This is a genomic window from Flavobacterium sp. U410, assembly GCF_053570605.1.
The window spans coordinates 1-20,090 of sequence record NZ_JBSEFI010000027.1; the positions used below are offsets into that span (position 1 = coordinate 1).

General features: G+C 34.2%; 16 protein-coding genes. 14 read left to right on the forward strand and 2 right to left on the reverse strand.

Going from position 1 to position 20,090, the window contains the following annotated elements; genetic code table 11:
- The first annotated feature begins 356 nt into the window (after positions 1-356).
- From ACUSJC_RS15055 to ACUSJC_RS15100, 10 genes are all read left to right on the forward strand, one after another.
- Complete coding sequence (locus ACUSJC_RS15055) at positions 357-1,817, forward strand: NAD(P)/FAD-dependent oxidoreductase (RefSeq protein ID WP_449270389.1); 1,461 nt, start codon at positions 357-359, stop codon at positions 1,815-1,817.
- Positions 1,818-1,835: 18 nt separating this feature from the next.
- Positions 1,836-1,964, forward strand: coding sequence for a hypothetical protein (locus ACUSJC_RS15060; protein WP_449270390.1), 129 nt, complete (start codon positions 1,836-1,838; stop codon positions 1,962-1,964).
- Between the two features lie 251 nt (positions 1,965-2,215).
- Entirely contained in the window at positions 2,216-3,523 is a 1,308-nt protein-coding gene (locus ACUSJC_RS15065) for a TolC family protein (protein WP_449270391.1), read from the forward strand.
- A gap of 59 nt (positions 3,524-3,582) precedes the next feature.
- On the forward strand, positions 3,583-4,665 hold the full coding sequence (locus tag ACUSJC_RS15070) for an efflux RND transporter periplasmic adaptor subunit (protein WP_449270392.1): 1,083 nt from the start codon (positions 3,583-3,585) through the stop codon (positions 4,663-4,665).
- Between the two features lie 99 nt (positions 4,666-4,764).
- Positions 4,765-7,962, forward strand: a complete 3,198-nt coding sequence (locus tag ACUSJC_RS15075; RefSeq protein WP_449270393.1) for an efflux RND transporter permease subunit — start codon at positions 4,765-4,767, stop codon at positions 7,960-7,962.
- Between the two features lie 12 nt (positions 7,963-7,974).
- The gene (locus ACUSJC_RS15080; protein ID WP_449270394.1) at positions 7,975-8,280 is read left to right on the forward strand and encodes a hypothetical protein; all 306 of its coding nucleotides are present in this window, start codon (positions 7,975-7,977) and stop codon (positions 8,278-8,280) included.
- Positions 8,281-8,285: 5 nt separating this feature from the next.
- On the forward strand, positions 8,286-8,474 hold the full coding sequence (locus ACUSJC_RS15085; RefSeq protein ID WP_449270395.1) for a YgaP family membrane protein: 189 nt from the start codon (positions 8,286-8,288) through the stop codon (positions 8,472-8,474).
- 343 nt (positions 8,475-8,817) lie between these two features.
- Positions 8,818-9,294: a hypothetical protein gene (locus tag ACUSJC_RS15090; protein ID WP_449270396.1), complete on the forward strand. Its 477-nt coding sequence runs from the start codon at positions 8,818-8,820 to the stop codon at positions 9,292-9,294.
- 115 nt (positions 9,295-9,409) lie between these two features.
- Positions 9,410-10,750, forward strand: coding sequence for a signal recognition particle protein (gene ffh, locus ACUSJC_RS15095; protein WP_449270397.1), 1,341 nt, complete (start codon positions 9,410-9,412; stop codon positions 10,748-10,750).
- Between the two features lie 61 nt (positions 10,751-10,811).
- Complete coding sequence (locus ACUSJC_RS15100) at positions 10,812-11,696, forward strand: bifunctional 5,10-methylenetetrahydrofolate dehydrogenase/5,10-methenyltetrahydrofolate cyclohydrolase (protein WP_449270398.1); 885 nt, start codon at positions 10,812-10,814, stop codon at positions 11,694-11,696.
- 298 nt (positions 11,697-11,994) lie between these two features.
- Here the strand turns inward: ACUSJC_RS15100 and ACUSJC_RS15105 are convergent, their stop codons facing one another.
- Complete coding sequence (locus ACUSJC_RS15105; protein ID WP_449270399.1) at positions 11,995-13,590, reverse strand: peptide chain release factor 3; 1,596 nt, start codon at positions 13,588-13,590, stop codon at positions 11,995-11,997.
- A 173-nt stretch (positions 13,591-13,763) separates the two neighbouring features.
- On the opposite strand from ACUSJC_RS15105, the gene ACUSJC_RS15110 reads away from it, so the two are divergent.
- The 4 genes from ACUSJC_RS15110 (at position 13,764) to ACUSJC_RS15125 (ending at position 19,048) form a co-directional block, all read left to right on the forward strand.
- A complete protein-coding gene (locus tag ACUSJC_RS15110) occupies positions 13,764-15,734 on the forward strand; it encodes a peptidylprolyl isomerase (RefSeq protein ID WP_449270400.1) in 1,971 nt (656 codons plus the stop codon).
- Complete coding sequence (locus ACUSJC_RS15115; RefSeq protein ID WP_449270401.1) at positions 15,734-16,582, forward strand: hypothetical protein; 849 nt, start codon at positions 15,734-15,736, stop codon at positions 16,580-16,582. The genes ACUSJC_RS15110 and ACUSJC_RS15115 overlap by 1 nt, the downstream gene beginning before the upstream one ends.
- Entirely contained in the window at positions 16,566-17,915 is a 1,350-nt protein-coding gene (locus ACUSJC_RS15120; RefSeq protein ID WP_449270402.1) for a peptidylprolyl isomerase, read from the forward strand. Before ACUSJC_RS15115 ends, ACUSJC_RS15120 begins: the two co-directional genes overlap by 17 nt.
- A gap of 179 nt (positions 17,916-18,094) precedes the next feature.
- Positions 18,095-19,048, forward strand: a complete 954-nt coding sequence (locus tag ACUSJC_RS15125; RefSeq protein WP_449270403.1) for an AAA family ATPase — start codon at positions 18,095-18,097, stop codon at positions 19,046-19,048.
- Here the strand turns inward: ACUSJC_RS15125 and ACUSJC_RS15130 are convergent.
- Positions 19,033-20,061, reverse strand: a complete 1,029-nt coding sequence (locus tag ACUSJC_RS15130; RefSeq protein WP_449270404.1) for a hypothetical protein — start codon at positions 20,059-20,061, stop codon at positions 19,033-19,035. The two genes, ACUSJC_RS15125 and ACUSJC_RS15130, sit on opposite strands and share 16 nt — an antisense overlap.
- Positions 20,062-20,090: the final 29 nt, after the last annotated feature.

Genomic DNA, 20,090 nt, shown 5'->3' on the forward strand with positions numbered 1-20,090 from the left:
TCGATTGCGCAGATGGTACTGCAATCCTGTGGGAGAGTATGTCGCCGCCTTTCTTTAGAAAACCCTATCCAAAACGGATAGGGTTTTTTGTTTTATACCGGTTTTGAAAGACAACTACCTCAAAATATAGCCCCGATGGAAGTGAACTACTCTGTAGTGCACACAGCGGGACTACAAATCTTTTGGAATACTAAACGTGGGCTGCTTATTCCTCCCATAGAAATGTTGTGCATCATTCTATGGATTGGAGTGTTTAGTGTTTTTATAATTGGTTTATAGCTAGGTTGATATGTAACAAATGTTGCTGTAAGAGCTTAGCAATCCGCTTACCTTTGACTTATCAAAACTAATCATAAATGTCCAAAATAGTCATAGTAGGTGCAGGAATTGCAGGTCATACTGCTGCAGCACATTTAAGAAGAAAATTAGGGAAGGAACACGAAGTCTTGGTGGTTTCTCCTAATAGAAATTACCAATGGGTTCCTTCTAATATTTGGGTAGGAATCGGAAGAATGAAACCTCAAGATGTCATTTTCCCATTAGAACCATTATACAAAAGAAAAGGTATCGGATACAAACAAGCCAAAGCCGTTTCTTTTCATCCGGAAGGAGATACTCAAGAATCTAAACCTTATATTTTGGTGGAAGGTGTTTTCGGAGAGAATCTAGGGAAACAAGAAAAAGTTACCTATGATTTTCTGATTAATGCAACCGGTCCAAAATTAGCTTTCGATTTAACGGAAGGATTATTACCAGCTACAAACGATGTGTATTCAGTTTGTACATACGATCATGCTACTCATGCATCAGAAGCGTTACACAGATTAATAAATGAACTGAAAAAATCAGATAAAAAAGCCAAAATTTTAATTGGAACGGGGCATCCCAAAGCAACTTGTCAAGGTGCGGCTTTCGAATATATTTTGAATGTCGAAAAAGAACTGCAAAAGTTTGGAGTTCGTGAAAAAGCTGATATCACCTGGATTTCTAACGAATATGAATTAGGTGATTTTGGTATGGATGGAATGTTATTGGATTATAACGGTTTCAACATGAAATCTTCTGATATGGTCGAAATGGTTTTTGAAGATCGTGATATCAAATGGATTCTAGGAGCAGGAGTCAATAAAATTGAAAAAGGGAAAGCGCATTATGAAAATTTGGAAGGCGAATATAAAACCGAAGAATTTGATTTTGCAATGTTGATTCCCGCTTTCTCCGGACATGGTTTTAAAGCTTACGACAAAAATAATCAAGATATAACCGACAAATTATTTAAAGGTTTTATGATTGTAGATGCCGATTATACACCGAAACCTTACGAAGAATGGTCAGTACAAGATTGGCCGGAAACCTATCAAAACCCATCTTATAAAAATATTTTTGCACCCGGAATTGCTTTTGCCCCGCCACATACTATTTCTAAACCAAGAAAAAGTAAAAACGGAACCGAAATTTTCCCTGCGCCACCGCGTACCGGTATGCCATCAGGTATTACGGCAAAATTAGTAGCAGATAATATCATTGATAGTATTAAATCAGGAAAAGAATCTCTACATCACAAAGGATCAATGGGAAATATGGGAGCAGCTTGTATAGCTTCAGCAGGTTATGGACTAACACAAGGAAGCGGAGTAAGCATTACTACATATCCTATTGTTCCCGATTATAAAAAATATCCGAAGACTCAAGGTAGGGATATCAACAAAACGTTTGGTGATATTGGGTTAGCGGGACACTGGGTTAAATTAGCATTGCATTATGCATTCATTTGGAAAGCAAAAATGCGTCCGTTTTGGTGGTTAATTCCTGAATAAAAATTTAAAAAGAAAACAATGGCTCAAAGAATATCAAAATCTCAAAAGCGTAAAATGCAAAATCCTTTGATACAGTTTTTTAAATTCTTGTATTTGAATGTAAGAATTCTAAAAATTGTAGCCGGAGGTCACGGCAGCACGCGATAAGAATTTCATCGACGATGTTGATGATTGTTTTTAGTTTTATTGGTTAGTACAGGAAGCATCTCTTATGAGGTGCTTTCTCTTTTTGTAATAAATGTTGCAAACCAATGTAACTCTTGTTACTGATTGTACAGTTATGGAAATCTAAATTTGCTGTAAAATAATTGATGTTTGAAGTTTTAAATAGTTGAACGATAAATTACTATAAAACTTTCAATAGGTCTAACCGATTAAAAGCAAATAATAAGAAACAAATGAAAAAAAGTATCATTGTATTAACATTAACGTTTTTCTCCCAGCTTTTTTGGGCACAAGACACACTTTCCATCAAAAAAGAAGAAGTGCTTGGAAAAATAAACGAGAAGAATTTGCAGATAAAAATTGCAGAAGAAGCTTTCAACTCAGCACAAGCCGATTATCGTCAGTCCAATGCTTTGTTCTTGCCCAATATTTCAGCTTCTCATACGGCAATTACGACTACCAATCCGTTGATGGCTTTCGGTTCCAAATTAAATCAGGAGATTTTAACACAAGCCGATTTTAATCCCGCTTTGTTAAATGATCCCGAACATATTGAAAACTTCGCTACGATGATTGAAGTACAGCAACCTATTTTCAATATGGACGGAATTTACGGTCGCCAAGCAGCTAAAGCTAAAATGAATGCTTATAGTTTGCAAACGGAACGAACCAAAGAATATTTACAATTAGAAGTTTCCAAAGCTTTCATGCAATTGCAATTGGCCTACAAAGCCGTTGCAGTTTTAGAAAAGGCAAACGAAACGGCGCAAGGCAATCTTAAAATGGTGGAAAACTATTTTAAAAATGGAATGTTGCAAAAAACAGATGTTTTGGATGTAAAAGTTCGTGTAAACGAAATTGCTAACCAATTGCAATATGCAAAAAGTAACGTTCAAAATGCTTCCGATTATTTAGCTTTTCTTTTAAATGAAGACATGAAAGGAAAAGTGTATAAGCCATTTGAAGCATTGGAAAATGAAATTACAATTGAAAATCAGGTGACTGTTCTTCCAGAAAATAGAAAAGATATTCAGGCAATGGATGAATCAGCAGCAGCGTACAAAAAAATGTTCCAATCGGCTAAAATGGGCTTTTTACCACGATTAAATGCTTTCGGAAATTATCAGTTGTATGACGATAAATTATTTGGTACAGCAGCAAAAGGATATTTGATTGGTGCCCAATTATCATGGAATGTTTTTGATGGGTATAAAAACATTGGGAAAACCCAAAAAGCAAAAGCTGATTTCCACAAAGCTCAAACAGAAACTGAACAATACAAAAAACAAAGCCAGTTAGAATTGAACAAAACCAATCGTCAATTGGTCGATGCCGAAAACAAAGTTAATTTATCCCGATTAGCTTTTGATCAAGCGGAAGAATCATACAGAATTCGTAAAAATAGATTCGAACAAGGTTTGGAAAAAACAACCGATTTGTTAATGGCTGAAACACAAAAAGCTAAAAAAGAACTAGAGTTTTTACAAGCTGTATTCGAATATAATTTCACTAAACAATATTTACAATTCTTAACTAACTAAAAAGATTTGTCACTTCGAACAAAGTGAGAAATCTCATAACAATATTTAATAGACTAAAAATGAAAAAAACAATCGCTATAGTAACAATAACTTCTGCATTACTAATGTCTTGCGGAGGTGATAATAGAGAAAAAGTTGCAGAGTTAAAACCAGTTGCCGTAAAAGTAGCCGGAACAGGAGCAACTGAAGAAGGAACTTATGTTTCAGCCAGTGGAAAAATTGAAGCAGAGAATAGTGCTAATGTAAGCACTAGAATGATGGGATATGTGACCAAACTAAATGTGAAAGTGGGTCAAAAAATACGCAAAGGGCAATTGTTAGTGAGCGTAAACAACACCGATTTACAAGCTAAAAAAGCACAAGTTGAAGCATCTATCATTCAAGCACAAGCGGCTTATAATAATGCTAAAAAAGATTACGATCGTTTTGTGAATTTATTTGCGCAACAAAGTGCTTCTCAAAAAGAATTAGATGATATGACAGCTCGTTACGAAATGGCAAAAGCAGGTTTAGAAGCTGCAAAACAAATGCGTAACGAAGTGAATGCTCAGTTTGCCTATGCAAATATTGCCGCTCCTTTTGATGGTGTAGTAACCAATACATTTGTAAAAGAAGGCGATATGGCTAATCCGGGAATGCCTTTAGTAAGTGTTGAAGGAGCTAAAAAATTACAAGTAACGGCAATGGTTTCCGAAAGTGATATCGCTTCTGTAAAAGAAGGAATGAAAGTGAATGTCTTGGTGAAATCAGTAGGCCAACAATTAACAGGTAAAGTTTCAGAAGTGAGTTTATCGGCTAAAAATACAGGCGGACAATATTTGGTGAAAATCGATTTAGAGAAAACAGAAGTCAAAATATTATCGGGAATGTTTGTAAATGTTCAGTTTCCCATTGAAAAGAGAGCAACACAAACGGAAGTTTCAGATGTAGTTTTAATTCCGCAAAGCGCATTGATAAAACAAGGACAATTAACCGGAATTTATACGGTAGGAAGTGACAATGTAGCTGTTTTAAGATGGTTGCGTTTAGGGAAAACTTTTGGAGACCAAGTAGAAGTATTATCAGGTTTAAACAGTAAAGAACAATACATTGTTTCTGCAGAAGGTAAATTGTTTAATGGCGCTAAAATCAGTATTCAGTAATCAGTATTCAGTAATCAGTTTTTGTTACTTCAAGCTGTCACCTCGAGCGGAGAAGTCTCATAAAGTATCAAAGTCTCAAACTTTAAACAAACTAAAAAAATGCAAGAAGGTATTTCAGGTAAAATAGCCAATTTTTTCATCAACTCTAAACTAACCATTCTATTGATGGTAGGGTTAATGATCATTGGCGTCTACAGTTCGTTCTTGATTCCAAGGGAAGAAGAACCGCAAATTAATGTTCCAATGGCCGATGTAATGGTCATGTATCCAGGAGCAAATCCTAGCGAAGTGGAAAGTCGTGTGGTAAAACCATTAGAAAAGGTAATCAGTAATATCAAAGGAGTAGAACACATTCACAGTATGGCTTTCAATGGCTATTCTATGATGGTTGTTCAGTTCTATGTAGGTGAAAACAGCGAAGATTCATACGTTAAATTGTATGACGAATTGATGAAACACCGCGATATGTTTCCGGAAGGTGTGATGCAACCCATCGTGAAAACACGTTCTATTGACGATGTACCAATGTTAGGACTAACGCTTTGGAGTGAAAAATATAGTGATTTTGAATTGCGTCGCATTGCAGAGCAAGTAACTGACGAAATTGAAAAAGTAAAAGACGTAGCGATTACGAAAGAAATTGGAGGTAGAACTCGCGAATTGAAAGTTGTTTTAGATAAAGATAAAATGGCTGAAAATGGCGTGGATGCATTGAGTATCATGCAAATGATCAAAGCTAATAACGGAAGTTCTCAATCCGGAAGTTTTGTTCGCAACGACCAAGAATATTTAGTGACCACAGGTAAGTTTTTAGCCAATACCGAAGACGTTGAAAATTTGGTAGTTGGTGTCAATAAAAACATGCCGGTGTATTTAAAACAAGTGGCAATCATTCAAGACGGACCGCAATCGCCTAAAAATTACGTTTCGTTTGGGTATGGCAAAGCTAATGAAAAGTTCAATGAAAATCAATCAGAATATCCGGCGGTAACGATTTCTATTGCCAAAGTGAAAGGTGCTGATGCCATGAAGATTTCTGAAAAGATTTTGAATCACGTAGAAGAATTAAAGAAAACATTAATTCCAAACGATGTTCATGTCGAAATTACGCGTAACTATGGCGAAACGGCTTCTCACAAAGTAGGCGAGTTGTTAATGCACTTAGGTGTTGCCATTTTAGCCGTAACGGTTTTGGTGATGTTGGCTATGGGCTGGAGAGGTGGATTAGTCGTGTTTTTTTCTGTTCCGTTAACGTTTGCTTTAACGTTGTTTAGCTACTATATGTTAGGGTACACCCTAAACCGAATTACCCTTTTTGCCCTTGTATTCGTTGTGGGTATTGTAGTGGATGACAGTATCATTATTGCCGAAAATATGCACAGGCATTTCAAAATGAAACGACTACCCTTTAAACAAGCTGCTATTTATGCGATTAATGAAGTAGGTAACCCAACCATTTTAGCAACATTTACCGTTATTGCAGCTATTTTACCAATGGCTTTCGTAAGCGGTATGATGGGACCTTATATGAGTCCGATGCCGATTGGAGCTTCTATCGCGATGATGTTGTCATTGTTCGTAGCTTTAACAATTACGCCTTATTTAGGATATCACTTGTTACAAGAAAAAGACGAACAAGAGCATAAAGATGAACAAGGTTTAGAAACAAGTTGGATTTACAAAATCTATAAAAAACTAGAACAACCTTTGTTAGATAGTGCTACAAAAAGAAATGTAATGTTTGCTATTACCATTTTCTTATTGTTGGGTTCAGTAGCTATGTTCTTTACCAAATCGGTAGCGGTTAAAATGTTACCATTTGATAATAAAAACGAATTCCAAGTCGTAATCGATATGCCGGAAGGAACTACTTTAGAAAGAACGGCTGCGGTAACTAAAGAAATTGCGCAATATCTTTCTACAGTTCCGGAAGTGGTAACCTATCAAAATTATGTAGGAGCTTCAGCACCTATTACTTTTAACGGTTTGGTACGTCACTACGATATGCGTGGCGGAAGCAATATGGCTGATATTCAGGTGAATTTGTTACACAAAGAAGATAGAAGTTTACAAAGTCATGATATTGCAAAAGAAGTACGTCCGCAAGTACAAAAAATTGCTAAGAAATATGGAGCCAATGTTAAAATTGTAGAAGTTCCGCCTGGACCACCTGTATTATCAACTTTGGTAGCCGAAGTGTACGGACCTGATTATAAAGAGCAAATTAAAGTAGCAAATCAGGTGAAACATATTTTAGAAACTACTTCTGATGTAGTAGATGTCGATTGGATGGTGGAAGCGCCTCAAGTAGAATACAAATTAGAAGTAGACAAAGAAAAAGCAATGTTAAATGGAATTGCACCGCAACAAGTAGTGGGTAATTTAACGTATTTGCTTCGCGAAATGCCGGTTTCTAATTTATACGATGAAACTTCGGTAGATCCTGTGGGTATTGTATTAGCATTAGATGATACTGAAAAAACATCTTTGGAAGACATTGAAAATTTAAAAATCAGAGGCAGCCAAGGAAACGTAGTTTCAGTAAGTGATTTGGTTCAGGTAAAAGCCGATACCTTGCAAAAAGCAATTTACCGTAAAGATCAAAAACGAGTAGTATACGTGTTAGCCGATATGGCAGGAGCATTAGAAAGTCCGGTATATGCTATCTTAGGGATGAATGAAAAATTGCAAAAAATTCAGTTACCTAAGGGATATTCGGTTAACGAATTGTACATGGACCAACCGGAAAGTGAAAGTGATTTCACGGTAAAGTGGGATGGTGAGTGGCAAATTACTTTGGAAGTATTCCGCGATTTAGGAGCAGCCTTTGCTGTGGTGGTAATTATCATTTACATGTTGATTGTGGGGTGGTTCCAAAATTTTAAAACACCAATGGTAATGATGGTAGCGATTCCGTTGTCATTAGTAGGAATTGTGTTAGGTCACTGGTTGTTAGGGGCTTTCTTTACGGCAACATCATTCATCGGAATGATTGCTTTGGCGGGAGTTATGGTACGGAACTCGGTTTTGTTGATTGACTTTATCGAAATTCGTTTGAACGACGGTATTCCCATTAAACAAGCTATTATTGAAGCAGGAGCAGTTCGTACAACGCCTATTTTATTAACAACCGGAGCAGTAGTAATTGGAGCTTCTATTATTTTGTTTGACCCCATTTTCCAAGGTTTAGCGATTTCATTAGTAGCCGGTGCTATTGTGTCAACTTTGTTAACATTACTTGTTGTTCCGTTGATTTATTACATCACAGAACACAAAAAATGGGAGAAAAATAATTAAAATATGAAAGAGATGAAACTAGTCATTATAACCGCAATTTCAGAATTTGAAAAAGAGGTAAAGAAAATCTTGAAAGAATCAAAAGTGTTGTCGTATTCGTATAGAGAAGTAAAAGGCTATCGCGATAGCACCGAAGAAGCTGTGGAAACCAATTGGTTTGGTGCCGAAATGAATGAAACACAATCGGTTTTATTCTACGCTTTGGTTTCAAAAGAAAATGTAAGCTTGTTGCTGAATTTGACAAACGAGTTCAATGAAAAACAAGAAGCAAAATCACATATTCATATTGCTGTACTTAATGTAGAACAAACAAATTAAAAATTATGATCAATAGACTAATACGAGCAATCGCAGGAACATTCGTTATCATCAGTGTTTTATTAGGAATGTATGTTAACGAAAACTGGTTTTGGTTTACCATTTTTGTAGGAGCCAATTTACTTCAGTCCTCTATAACCAAATGGTGTTTGATGGAAGACATTCTTCGAAAAGTTTTTAAAGTAAAAGATTAATTACGGAATCCCAACTTAGGTTGGGATTTTTTGTATAAACGAGGTATTAAAAACTCATTAAAAGTTTTTTCATTGGAAAAACACATAACCTTGTTTCATCTTTTTTCAATGTTCTTAAATACTTGTTTCATGAACATCTTCGGAATAATTTAAATCTCTTGTGGCTAAAACGAACAGGTAATAGAATTTAAAATTTACTTGCTAATTTGGAAATAAAGTATTAAATTTTAGTGTGTTGATTTTTTAAGGATTTGCATTTTAATTCTATTTAGTAAAAAAAATTGAGAAAAAACGTTAATTATTTATGCTTAAAAATTACTATTAACTTCAAATAATAATTCTAATGAAAAAGCTGTCTTTATTACCTGTTTTAGCCCTTTTGTTTGTACTTAATGTTGCTTCGATGTGCAGTAACGATGATGATAACAGTACCAATACTCAGGATCCTACTCCTATTGTAAATACAATGACTAATGGTACTTGGCGTATTACTTTTTATGAAGATGATGGTGAAAATAAGACCAGTTATTTTTCTGGGTATAATTTTACTTTTGGCACTTCTAATGTTTTAACGGCAACTAATGGAACAAATACTTATACTGGAGTTTGGTCTGTAACAAACAGTGATGACAATAGTAACGATGATAATCCAAGTAGTAGTGATTTAGATTTTAATATTCTCTTTAACTCACCGGATTTATTTAATGATGAATTGAGTGATGATTGGAATATCATTACTTATACAAGTACAAAAGTTGAATTGGTTGATGTGAGCGGTGGTAACGGAGATACCGATTACTTGACTTTTGAGAAAAATTAATTTGATATAATAAGATTATAGCCAGTCCTTTGCGACTGGCTTTTTTAATTACTTCAATATTTGAAACTTTTATAGTTTATTGTATCTTTGTGGCTTATTAAAACTACAGCAAATTATGTTTGATAATTTAACCGATAAGTTAGACAAGGCTTTCCATATATTAAAAGGACACGGGAAAATCACCGATGTAAATGTCGCAGATACACTTAAAGAAGTTCGTAGAGCATTACTTGATGCCGACGTTAACTTTAAAATTGCGAAAGATTTTACCAATAAAGTAAAAGAAAAAGCAATTGGTGAAAACGTATTAACGAATTTACAACCAGGTCAATTAATGGTTAAGATCGTTAAAGACGAGTTAACCGAATTGATGGGTGGCGATGTTGCCGGAGTTAATTTGTCAGGCAATCCGTCTGTAATTTTGATGTCAGGTCTTCAAGGTTCGGGTAAAACTACGTTTTCAGGTAAATTAGCCAACTTTTTAAAGACTAAAAAAACGAAAAAACCTTTGCTAGTAGCGTGTGACGTTTATCGTCCTGCCGCTATCAATCAGTTGCATGTTGTCGGAGAGCAAATAGGAGTAGAGGTTTATAGTGAACCAGAAAATAAAAATCCTGTTGAAATTGCTCAAAATGCAATCAAACATGCTAAAGCTAACGGTTTTAATGTAGTTATTGTCGATACGGCAGGTCGTTTAGCGGTAGATGAAGAAATGATGAACGAAATTGCTAACGTTCATAAAGCAATTCAACCGCAAGAAACTTTGTTTGTCGTTGACGCCATGACAGGTCAAGATGCTGTTAACACGGCAAAAGCATTCAATGATCGTTTGAATTTTGACGGAGTGGTATTAACCAAATTAGATGGTGATACTCGCGGTGGAGCAGCTATTTCTATTAAATCGGTAGTAAACAAACCAATTAAGTTTGTAGGTACCGGTGAAAAAATGGAAGCAATTGATGTTTTCTATCCTTCTCGTATGGCTGACCGTATTCTGGGAATGGGAGATGTTGTTTCGTTAGTAGAACGCGCACAAGAACAATATAACGAAGAAGAAGCAAGAAAACTTCAAAAGAAAATTGCTAAAAACGAATTTGGTTTCGATGACTTCTTAACGCAAATCCAACAAATCAAGAAAATGGGTAACATGAAAGATTTAGTGGGTATGATTCCTGGTGCCGGAAAAGCGTTAAAAGATGTAGAAATTGAAGATGATGCTTTCAAACATGTAGAAGCTATCATTTATTCAATGACACCGGAAGAAAGAAGTAAACCGGCAATTATTGATGGGAAACGTAAAGTCAGAATTGCGAAAGGTTCCGGAACCAAAGTAGAGCAAGTCAATCAATTGATGAAACAATTCGACCAAATGAGCAAAATGATGAAGATGATGCAAGGCGGTGCCGGCAAAAATTTGATGCGAATGATGGGCGGAGGAATGAAAGGAATGAGATAAAAATAGAGGCGCGTGATTTTTCGCGTCTTTTTTTATACAAATAAATTAACAACACAACAATATGGTATTATTAGACGGTAAAAAAGTATCGGAAGATATTAAAAATGAAATTGCTGCTGAGGTAGCAAAGATGAAAGAAAACGGTGAAAAAGTTCCTCATTTAGCAGCAGTTATTGTCGGGAATGACGGCGCTAGTTTAACTTATGTAGGAAGTAAAGTAAAAGCTTGTGAGCGTGTAGGTTTTGAATCTACTTTAGTAAAAATGCCAAGCACAACTTCTGAAACTGAATTGCTAAAAAAAATTCAAGAGTTAAATGAAGATGATAATATTGATGGTTTTATCGTTCAGCTTCCGTTACCGAAACAAATTGATACACAAAAAGTATTAATGGCTGTTGATCCAAGTAAAGACGTAGATGGTTTCCATCCGGAAAATTTCGGAAAAATGGCTTTAGATATGAGTACATTTATTCCGGCTACACCATTTGGAATTTTAGAGTTGTTAGAACGTTATAACGTAGAAACGCAAGGGAAACATACTGTTGTTATTGGTCGTAGTCATATCGTGGGACGCCCGATGAGTATTTTAATGGGAAGAAAAGGATTTCCCGGAAACTCAACAGTGACGTTAACACACAGTCATACTAAAAACATCAATCAAATTACAACTCAAGCCGATATTATTATTACAGCATTAGGGGTTCCTAATTATTTAAAAGCTGAAATGGTAAAAGACGATGTAGTAGTTATTGATGTGGGAATCACTCGCGTTGCTGATGAAACTACTGAAAAAGGATACCGTATTACCGGAGATGTTGACTTTGAAAATGTTTCTAAAAAAGCATCATATATCACACCGGTTCCTGGTGGAGTTGGACCAATGACAATTGCTATGCTTTTGAAAAATACATTACTGGCAAGAGAAAGAAGAAGTTTAAAGAAATAAATGAGATATTACAAAATAAAAAAGGAAGCTGATGCTTCCTTTTTTATTTTGTATGTACTACTTTCCTTGAATTGAAAAAGTAAAGAGCAAACATAATACCTGCAATTGCTAACCATATCATTTGACTATCAATTGGAGTAGAAGGTGGATCTCCATCTGCTAAGGTACCGGACGATTGTGCTGTACTGTCAAAACCAATTAACAGAACAAACAAGCTTATAAAAAGCTTTAGATAAAGAGGTTTCATTTGTAAAGTAGATCTTTGGGGTTATATCTAATGCTAAGTTAGCAAAAAAAATTAATTCTGATAATAATCTGATGTAAAATAAAGTTTAACAGAAGGATATTTTTGTTGTGTCATTTGAATAGAAAACTCACTATCCGCTAAAAATACCAATTGTCCGTGTTTGTCGTGACCTAAGAATTTTTGCTTAACACGTTTAAATTCTGCAAATTCTTCATTTTTAGCATCATCAGGTTTTACCCAACACGCTTTGTAAGCTGGAAAGTTTTCATAGCTACATTTTGCGCCATATTCATGTTCTAAACGATACTGGATAACTTCATATTGAAGTGCTCCAACGGTTCCGATAACTTTTCTTCCGTTTAATTCTAAGGTAAATAACTGCGCTACACCTTCGTCCATTAACTGATCTAATCCTTTTTCCAACTGTTTTGCTTTCATTGGATCGGCATTGTTCACATAACGGAAATGCTCTGGAGAGAAACTCGGGATTCCTTTAAAAGCCATTACTTCGCCTTCTGTTAAGGTATCTCCGATTTTGAAGTTTCCGGTATCGTGTAAACCAACAATGTCACCAGGATATGAAATGTCTACAATTTCTTTCTTCTCAGCAAAGAAGGCATTTGGACTAGAGAATTTTAAATTTTTGTTATGACGAACATGTAAATAGGGTTTGTTTCTTTCGAATGTTCCCGATACGATTTTGATAAAAGCCAAACGGTCGCGGTGTTTCGGATCCATATTAGCGTGAATTTTAAATACAAATCCACTGAATTTTTCCTCTTCCGGTTTTACCAATCGAGTGTCTGATTCTTTAGGTCTTGGTTGCGGAGCAATTTGAATGAAGCAATCTAATAATTCACGAACCCCGAAGTTATTCAAAGCGGAACCGAAGAAAACCGGTTGTAAATCTCCTTTTAAATAAGCGTCTCTATCAAAATCAGGATAAATTTCGGTAACCAATTCTAATTCTTCACGAAGCTTATCGGCGTGTTTTTGACCTACAATTTTATCTAATTCCGGATTGTTGACATCATCAAAAGCAATAGTTTCTTCAATATCTTTACGACTATCTCCTGTAAACAAGTTAATATTCTTTTCCCAGATATTGTAAATTCCTTTGAAGTCATACCCCATACCAATTGGGAAACTTAAGGGAGTAACGGTAAGTTTTAATTTTTGCTCTACTTCATCTAATAAATCAAAAGCATCTTTACCTTCACGGTCTAATTTATTGATGAAAACGATCATAGGAATGTTTCGCATTCTACAAACTTCAACCAATTTTTCGGTTTGTTCCTCAACCCCTTTGGCAACATCAATTACGACAATAACGCTATCAACTGCAGTTAAAGTTCTATAAGTATCTTCAGCGAAATCCTTGTGTCCGGGCGTATCAAGAATATTGATTTTTTTGTCTCTATAATTAAAAGCTAAAACTGAAGTTGCAACGGAAATTCCTCTTTGGCGCTCAATTTCCATAAAGTCGGAAGTTGCTCCTTTTTTAATTTTATTGCTTTTTACCGCTCCTGCTTCCTGAATAGCACCACCAAATAACAGCAATTTTTCAGTTAATGTCGTTTTACCGGCATCGGGATGTGAGATAATACCAAAGGTTCTTCTTTTTGCAATTTCTTCTATAAAGCCCATTTTCTTTCTTTTAATTCGGGTGCAAAATTAGTTTAATTAATTTAGAATTAAAATCTTCGGTTAAAAACAATTCTTTTATGAAATAATTTTTTGTTAATAGCCTTTAGAATAGTTGCTTTATATATTTGAATTAGTATTTTTGTTGGTCGCAATTAAAAAATAAATACGTAAAAATGAAGAAAATAGCTTTCTTACTATTTGTAGTTTGTTTAAATTCAGTGAGTTTTGCTCAAAATGTGCAAAAAGAAGTACTTTTTACAATAGACAACCATCCTTATTACACTGATGAATTTACTAGAGTTTACAATAAAAACTTAGATTTAGTAAAGGATGATTCTCAAAAAGATTTAAATCATTATTTGGATTTGTTTGTGGGATACAAACTAAAAGTTGAAAAAGCTAAGAAATTAGGTCTGCAAGATCAGGCTAAATATAAAAACGAATTAGGTTCTTATCGTAACCAATTGGCTAAAAATTATGTAAACGATAGCAAAGTAACCAATGCTTTGATTGACGAAGCTTATGCCAGAACAAAAGAGGAAATAAGAGCTTCTCATATTTTGGTTTTGGTAGATGAAGGAGCAGAACCTAAAGATACTTTAAAAGCGTATAATAAAATTTTAGCATTAAAAAAACGTATTGATACAGGAGAAAATTTTGAAGATGTGGCTCAAAAGTCTTCTGAAGATCCTTCTGCAAAAGAAAATAAAGGGGATTTAGGATATTTTTCAGCATTTAAAATGGTATATCCTTTTGAAACAGCAGCTTATACTACACCAGTAGGTAAAGTGTCTAAAATTTTTAGAACTCGTTTTGGATACCATATTTTAAAAGTAACGGACAAACGTTTAAACAGAGGAGAAGTAACCGTTGAACATATTATGTTGCTTAATCCTTCAGTGCCAAGTGCTGAAGCAAATGCTGCAGTGAAAAAATCAATGGATGAGATTTACCAAAAAATCAAACAAGGCGAAAGCTTTGAAGAATTGGCAAAACAATTTTCAGAAGATAAATCAACAGCAGCTAAAGGCGGATTATTACAAAAATTCGGTTCAGGACAATTAACTTCTCAGGAATTTGAAGACGCTGCATTCTCACTAAAAGAAAAAGGTCAGGTTTCAGAACCTTTTAAATCTAAATTTGGTTGGCACATTGTTAAACTAGTAGAGAAGAATCCGGTTCCTGAATTGGATGAAATCAAATACGATTTAGAAAGTAAAATCAAAAAAGATGAACGCTCTCTTTTAATCACAAATTCATTAGCTAAAAAATTAAGAGCCAAATATGATGTAAAGCAAAATGCTAAAATGTTAGCTCAAATCAAAAAAGAAGTTACCGAAGATATTTATAAAGGGATTTGGGAATTTCCGGCAGACAGCAAAAAATATGATACTGATTTAATCGTTATCAATAAAGATAGAAAAATTTCCGGTTCAGCTTTCATTACCTATTTACAAAGTCAGCAAAAAGGAAATGTAAAAACGAGACCTATTTCGGCTTTGGTTGACGAATTATACAATAAATGGCTAGACGATCAGTTAATTATATATTTCAACGAACATTTAGAAGATGAATTTCCAGAGTTTAGATATGTAATGGAAGAATACCGTGACGGATTGTTGTTGTTTGATTTAATGGAAAAAGAAATTTGGGAAAAAGCTAAGACAGATACTGTTGGATTAGAGAAATTCTACAAAGCTAATTTGAAAGATTACATGTGGAAAACCAGATATAATATTGATATCTATTCTTCTACAGATAGTAAGATGATTGCGAAAGCACAATCTTATATCAAAAAAGGAAAATCTATTGATTATATCAAAGAAAAATTGAATAAAAAAGACAAAGTAAACATTATGGTAAAATCAGGAGTTTTTGAAGAAGATTTCGATGTCTTACCTGATTTAGCTATTAAATCTACAGGAGTTACTCAAGTAGCAGAAAAAGGAAATTATTATTTTGTAGGGAATGTAAAAGAAATTTTACCGGCTGCTCCAAAAGAAATTAACGAATGCAAAGGGAAATTAACGAGCGATTACCAACAATATTTAGAAAGTAATTGGGTTTCTGAACTTAGAAAAGAATTTAGTGTAAAAATAGATAACGCAGTTTTTGAAAAAGTAAAAGCTCAAATCAAAAAATAATGAAATACGTAACTTCATTAGTATTGTTGATTACACTGGTCTCTTGTAATTATTTTAAAAAGCCTAAAGAGCCTAAAGCCGTTGCAAGAGTAGGTGAAGTCTTTTTGTACGAAGAAGATATAGAACATTTAGTTCCAAAAGGGACTTCTAAAAAGGACAGTATAGCTATTGTTAGAGCTTTTATTGATCGTTGGGCAACACAAAAATTGTTGCTCAATGCGGCAGAAGTTAACTTAACAGAAAGCCGTCAAGAAGAATTCAGCCAATTAATAGAGCAATATAAAACCGATTTGTTTACCAATGCTTATTTGGAAGACTTGGTTGTTAGGAAAATTGATACTGTTGTAACTGACGAGCAAATAGTAGCTTTCTATGAAAAAAATAAGCAACTGTTTAAAAACGCCAACGAATTGGTTAAGCTGCGTTACATTAATTTAGTTAAAGAAAATCCAAAATTTGAGAAAATTAAAACAAAGTTTATTTCCTTTACCAAAAAAGATCAGGAAGAGCTTAATAAGCTGAGCATTCAGTTTAAAAGTTATGCTTTTAATGATTCAGTTTGGGTAGATATCAACCAGATTTATGAGAAGTTGCCATTTATAAATATAGACAATAAAGAGAAGTACATTACAGATGGTATTAATTTTCAATATCCGGATTCTACAACAGTTTGGTTAGTAAAAATAAAACAGGTGATGCCTCAGGATTCACCGACACCTTTACAATTTATAAAACCAACTATTAAACAAGTTATCATTAATAACAGGAAATTAGAATTAGTAAAAACATTAGAAAAGGAAATTACAGAAGATGCGATTAAAAATAAGGAATATGAGATTTATAAATAAAACTACAGCACTTTTTTTATTATTTACGACAGTAGTATTTGCGCAACCTAAAAAAGAAAAAGTAGATGGAGTTGTTGGTGTTGTAGGAGAATATGTTATTCTAGATTCTGATGTTGATTTAGAGTTTATTCAATTAAAGGCTAATGGAATAGATACTAAAAACATTACCCGTTGTGAACTTTTTGGAAAGTTATTAGAGGATAAATTATATGCTCATCAAGCTATTCAGGACAGTATTGTAGTGACAGACCAAGAAGTAAATGACCACATGAATCAACAAATTGATGCAATGATAGAGCAAGTGGGGTCTTTGGATAAAGTAATTAAATTTTACAAGAAAAAAGATGAAGAGGATTTTAGAAGTTACTTTTTTGATATCGTTAAAATGTATAAGTTGACTTCTCAAATGCAAAAGAAAATTGTGGATGAAATTGAAATTACTCCGGAAGAAGTTCGTAATTTCTTTAAAGATATTCCGGCTGATGAAATACCACTTTTTGGTGCTGAGGTAGAAATTGCACAATTGGTTAAAAAACCAAAAGTTACCGAAGAAGAAAAGCAACGAGTGATCAATAAATTAAAAGAAATTCGTCAAGAAGTTTTAGATGGAGCAAGTTTTTATACCAAAGTTGTTTTAAATTCTGATGACGCAGCTTCATTAGGGAATGGGGGATATTATAAAATTAATCGAAAAACACCATTTGTTAAAGAGTTTAAAGATGTTGCCTTTAGTTTAGCAGAAGGTGAAATTTCAGAACCTTTTGAAACAGAATTTGGATACCATATTATTTATATAGAAAAAATAAGAGGACAAGAGTTAGAATTAAGACATATTTTAATTTCTCCTAAAGTTTCTGATGAAGCCTTAAAAGAGGCAAAAGCTGAAATTGAAAAAATTAGAGAAAAAATTGTTGCCGGAGAAATTTCTTTTGCAGATGCGGCTAAAGCAACTTCTGATGAAAAGGAAACGCGTAACAGTGGGGGGATTTTGTTTAATCCCAGAACGATGGAATCAAAGTTTGAATTGACCAAAATGGATCCTTCATTGTACAATCAAGTAGTAGATTTGAAAGTAGGAGAGGTTTCACAGCCTATTTTAGATCAAGACGAGCGCGGTAATAAATTTTATAAAATTATAACTGTAAATTCTAAATTACCGGAACATAAAGCTGATTTTGCGAATGATTATTTAAAAATTAAAGAATTAGCTTTACGTGATAAACAAGTACAGGCTGTTGCAAAATGGACTGAAGAAAAAATAGATGAAACCTACATCAAAATTGATAAAGAATACCAAGGTTGTGAGTTCACTAATAATTGGTTGAAAAAATAAAACAAGCAAGACTGTTTAAAAAGTATTTTACTGTCAATCTGAAATAGTTTCAGATTTTTTAAGAAAATGGATATCATTTTTTTAGATTTTGAAATGAATTCAAAATGACAATATTTTACTTTTTAAACAGTCTCTTTTTATGCATTTTTTTATTACTTTAGTCACTCAAAAAATTAATTATGTCAGACGTAGCAGCAATTCAACAGTTAGTTCAAAAGCAAAAAGCACTGAAAGAAGAAATAGCCAAAGTAATTATTGGTCAAGATGAAGTAGTTAACCAAATTGTGTTAAGTGTTTTTGCAGGTGGACATGCATTGTTGATTGGTGTGCCGGGTTTGGCAAAAACCTTAATGGTGAATACTATTTCGCAAGCTTTAGGTTTGAACTTTAAACGCATTCAGTTTACACCTGATCTAATGCCTTCGGATATTTTAGGAAGTGAAATTTTAGACGAAAACAGAACGTTTAAATTCATTAAAGGTCCTATTTTTTCTAATATTATTTTAGCAGACGAAATTAACCGTACGCCTCCTAAAACTCAGGCTGCTTTGTTAGAGGCTATGCAAGAGCGTGCTGTGACTGTTGCGGGTCAACATTATAAATTAGATTTACCTTATTTTGTATTGGCAACGCAAAACCCTATTGAGCAAGAAGGAACCTATCCGCTACCGGAAGCGCAGCTCGACCGTTTTATGTTTGCTATTAAATTAGAATATCCTTCTTTTCAAGAAGAAGTTCAGGTGGTGAAAGCAACTACAACCGATTTTAAAGCGCAGATTAATGCATTGTTCACAGCACAGGAAATCTTAGAATACCAAAATGTGATTCGCAAAATTCCAGTAGCAGATAATGTAATTGAGTATGCGGTTACTTTGGTTAGTAAAACGCGCCCGGATAATACGTTGGCTCCTGATTTTGTAAAAACGTATATCGATTGGGGAGCAGGACCAAGGGCTTCTCAAAATCTAATTTTGGCTGCCAAAACACAAGCTGCTTTAAACGGTAAATTTTCACCGGATATTGAAGATGTTCAAGCGGTAGCAACAGGTATTTTACGTCACCGAATTGTGAAAAACTACAAAGCTGATGCAGAAGGTATTTCAGAAGAAAGCTTGATTCAGCGTTTATTCTGATTTTTTTGAAGTTGTTCATCCATCTCTTTATCGTAGAAAAATAAAAACATACTTCCCATCATGTCTTGAGTGATTGCAGAAGTGTTATCAGTTTCCATGACTAACTCATAACGATGGTCAGCATAAAGCCAAATTCCATTTTCAGAACTAAAAGGTTCTACTTTAGCTAAGCCAATTCTGTCGGTGTGATTTTGTATTGTACTGGTAAAAAGTGTTTGTTGAGCCATAGCATCATATAAACTAATACTTGTAGCAAACGGATGAACATGAATCGCAGAAAAGTGCAAACGCAAACTGTCTTGAATTTGCAATTGTTCGTCAATAGAACTTCTATACGTTGCTTTTCCTTTTGGAATAACCCAATGGCCTGATAACATGTTCCCGTTACTGTCGGTATAACAATGGTTTTTGGTTTCTACAGGAATACATTGATTACTACCCGGAGATAATGGAGTTTTAAAAGGATTTTCCTTGTCAAATGGCAATTGAATAAAAACGGTTCTGCTCAATAAAGGTTTTTGAGTTCCGTTGTATTTTTCATGGGCTACAGTAACCAAATGCTTTACTTTTTTAAAGATTTTAGGTTCGTTTAAATTCAAAGCCTGCGTAGTAATAAACAAATATTCATTTCCTTTGATAGGAACGCCGTAACCTTTCGGGAAATTAAAACTTTCAAATCCGTTAGAAAGCGAAGTAAGCCTTGGATATTGTTTCCCAATTCTGTCTTCTAAATTGAAATTACTATAATAATGTACATCATTCAAATCTACATTCATGTGACAGATAAAATCTTTTGATATTTCTTTTTCCGTTTCAGCCTCCAATGCTTTGACATCAAAACCTGTAATCCAAAGTAGTTCATCTGAGTTACTCAATTGAATATATCGAGATGATTTTGGACCTTCCATCGATTTGTAAATACCGTCAATTAAAAGTGTTGGTGACAGCATTTTATAAATGTCTGCGTCATTTTTTACTTCCCAATTATTGTCCACTAAGTGTAAGCTGTGCAATAATTTAGTTTTAACGATCGCTTGATGCC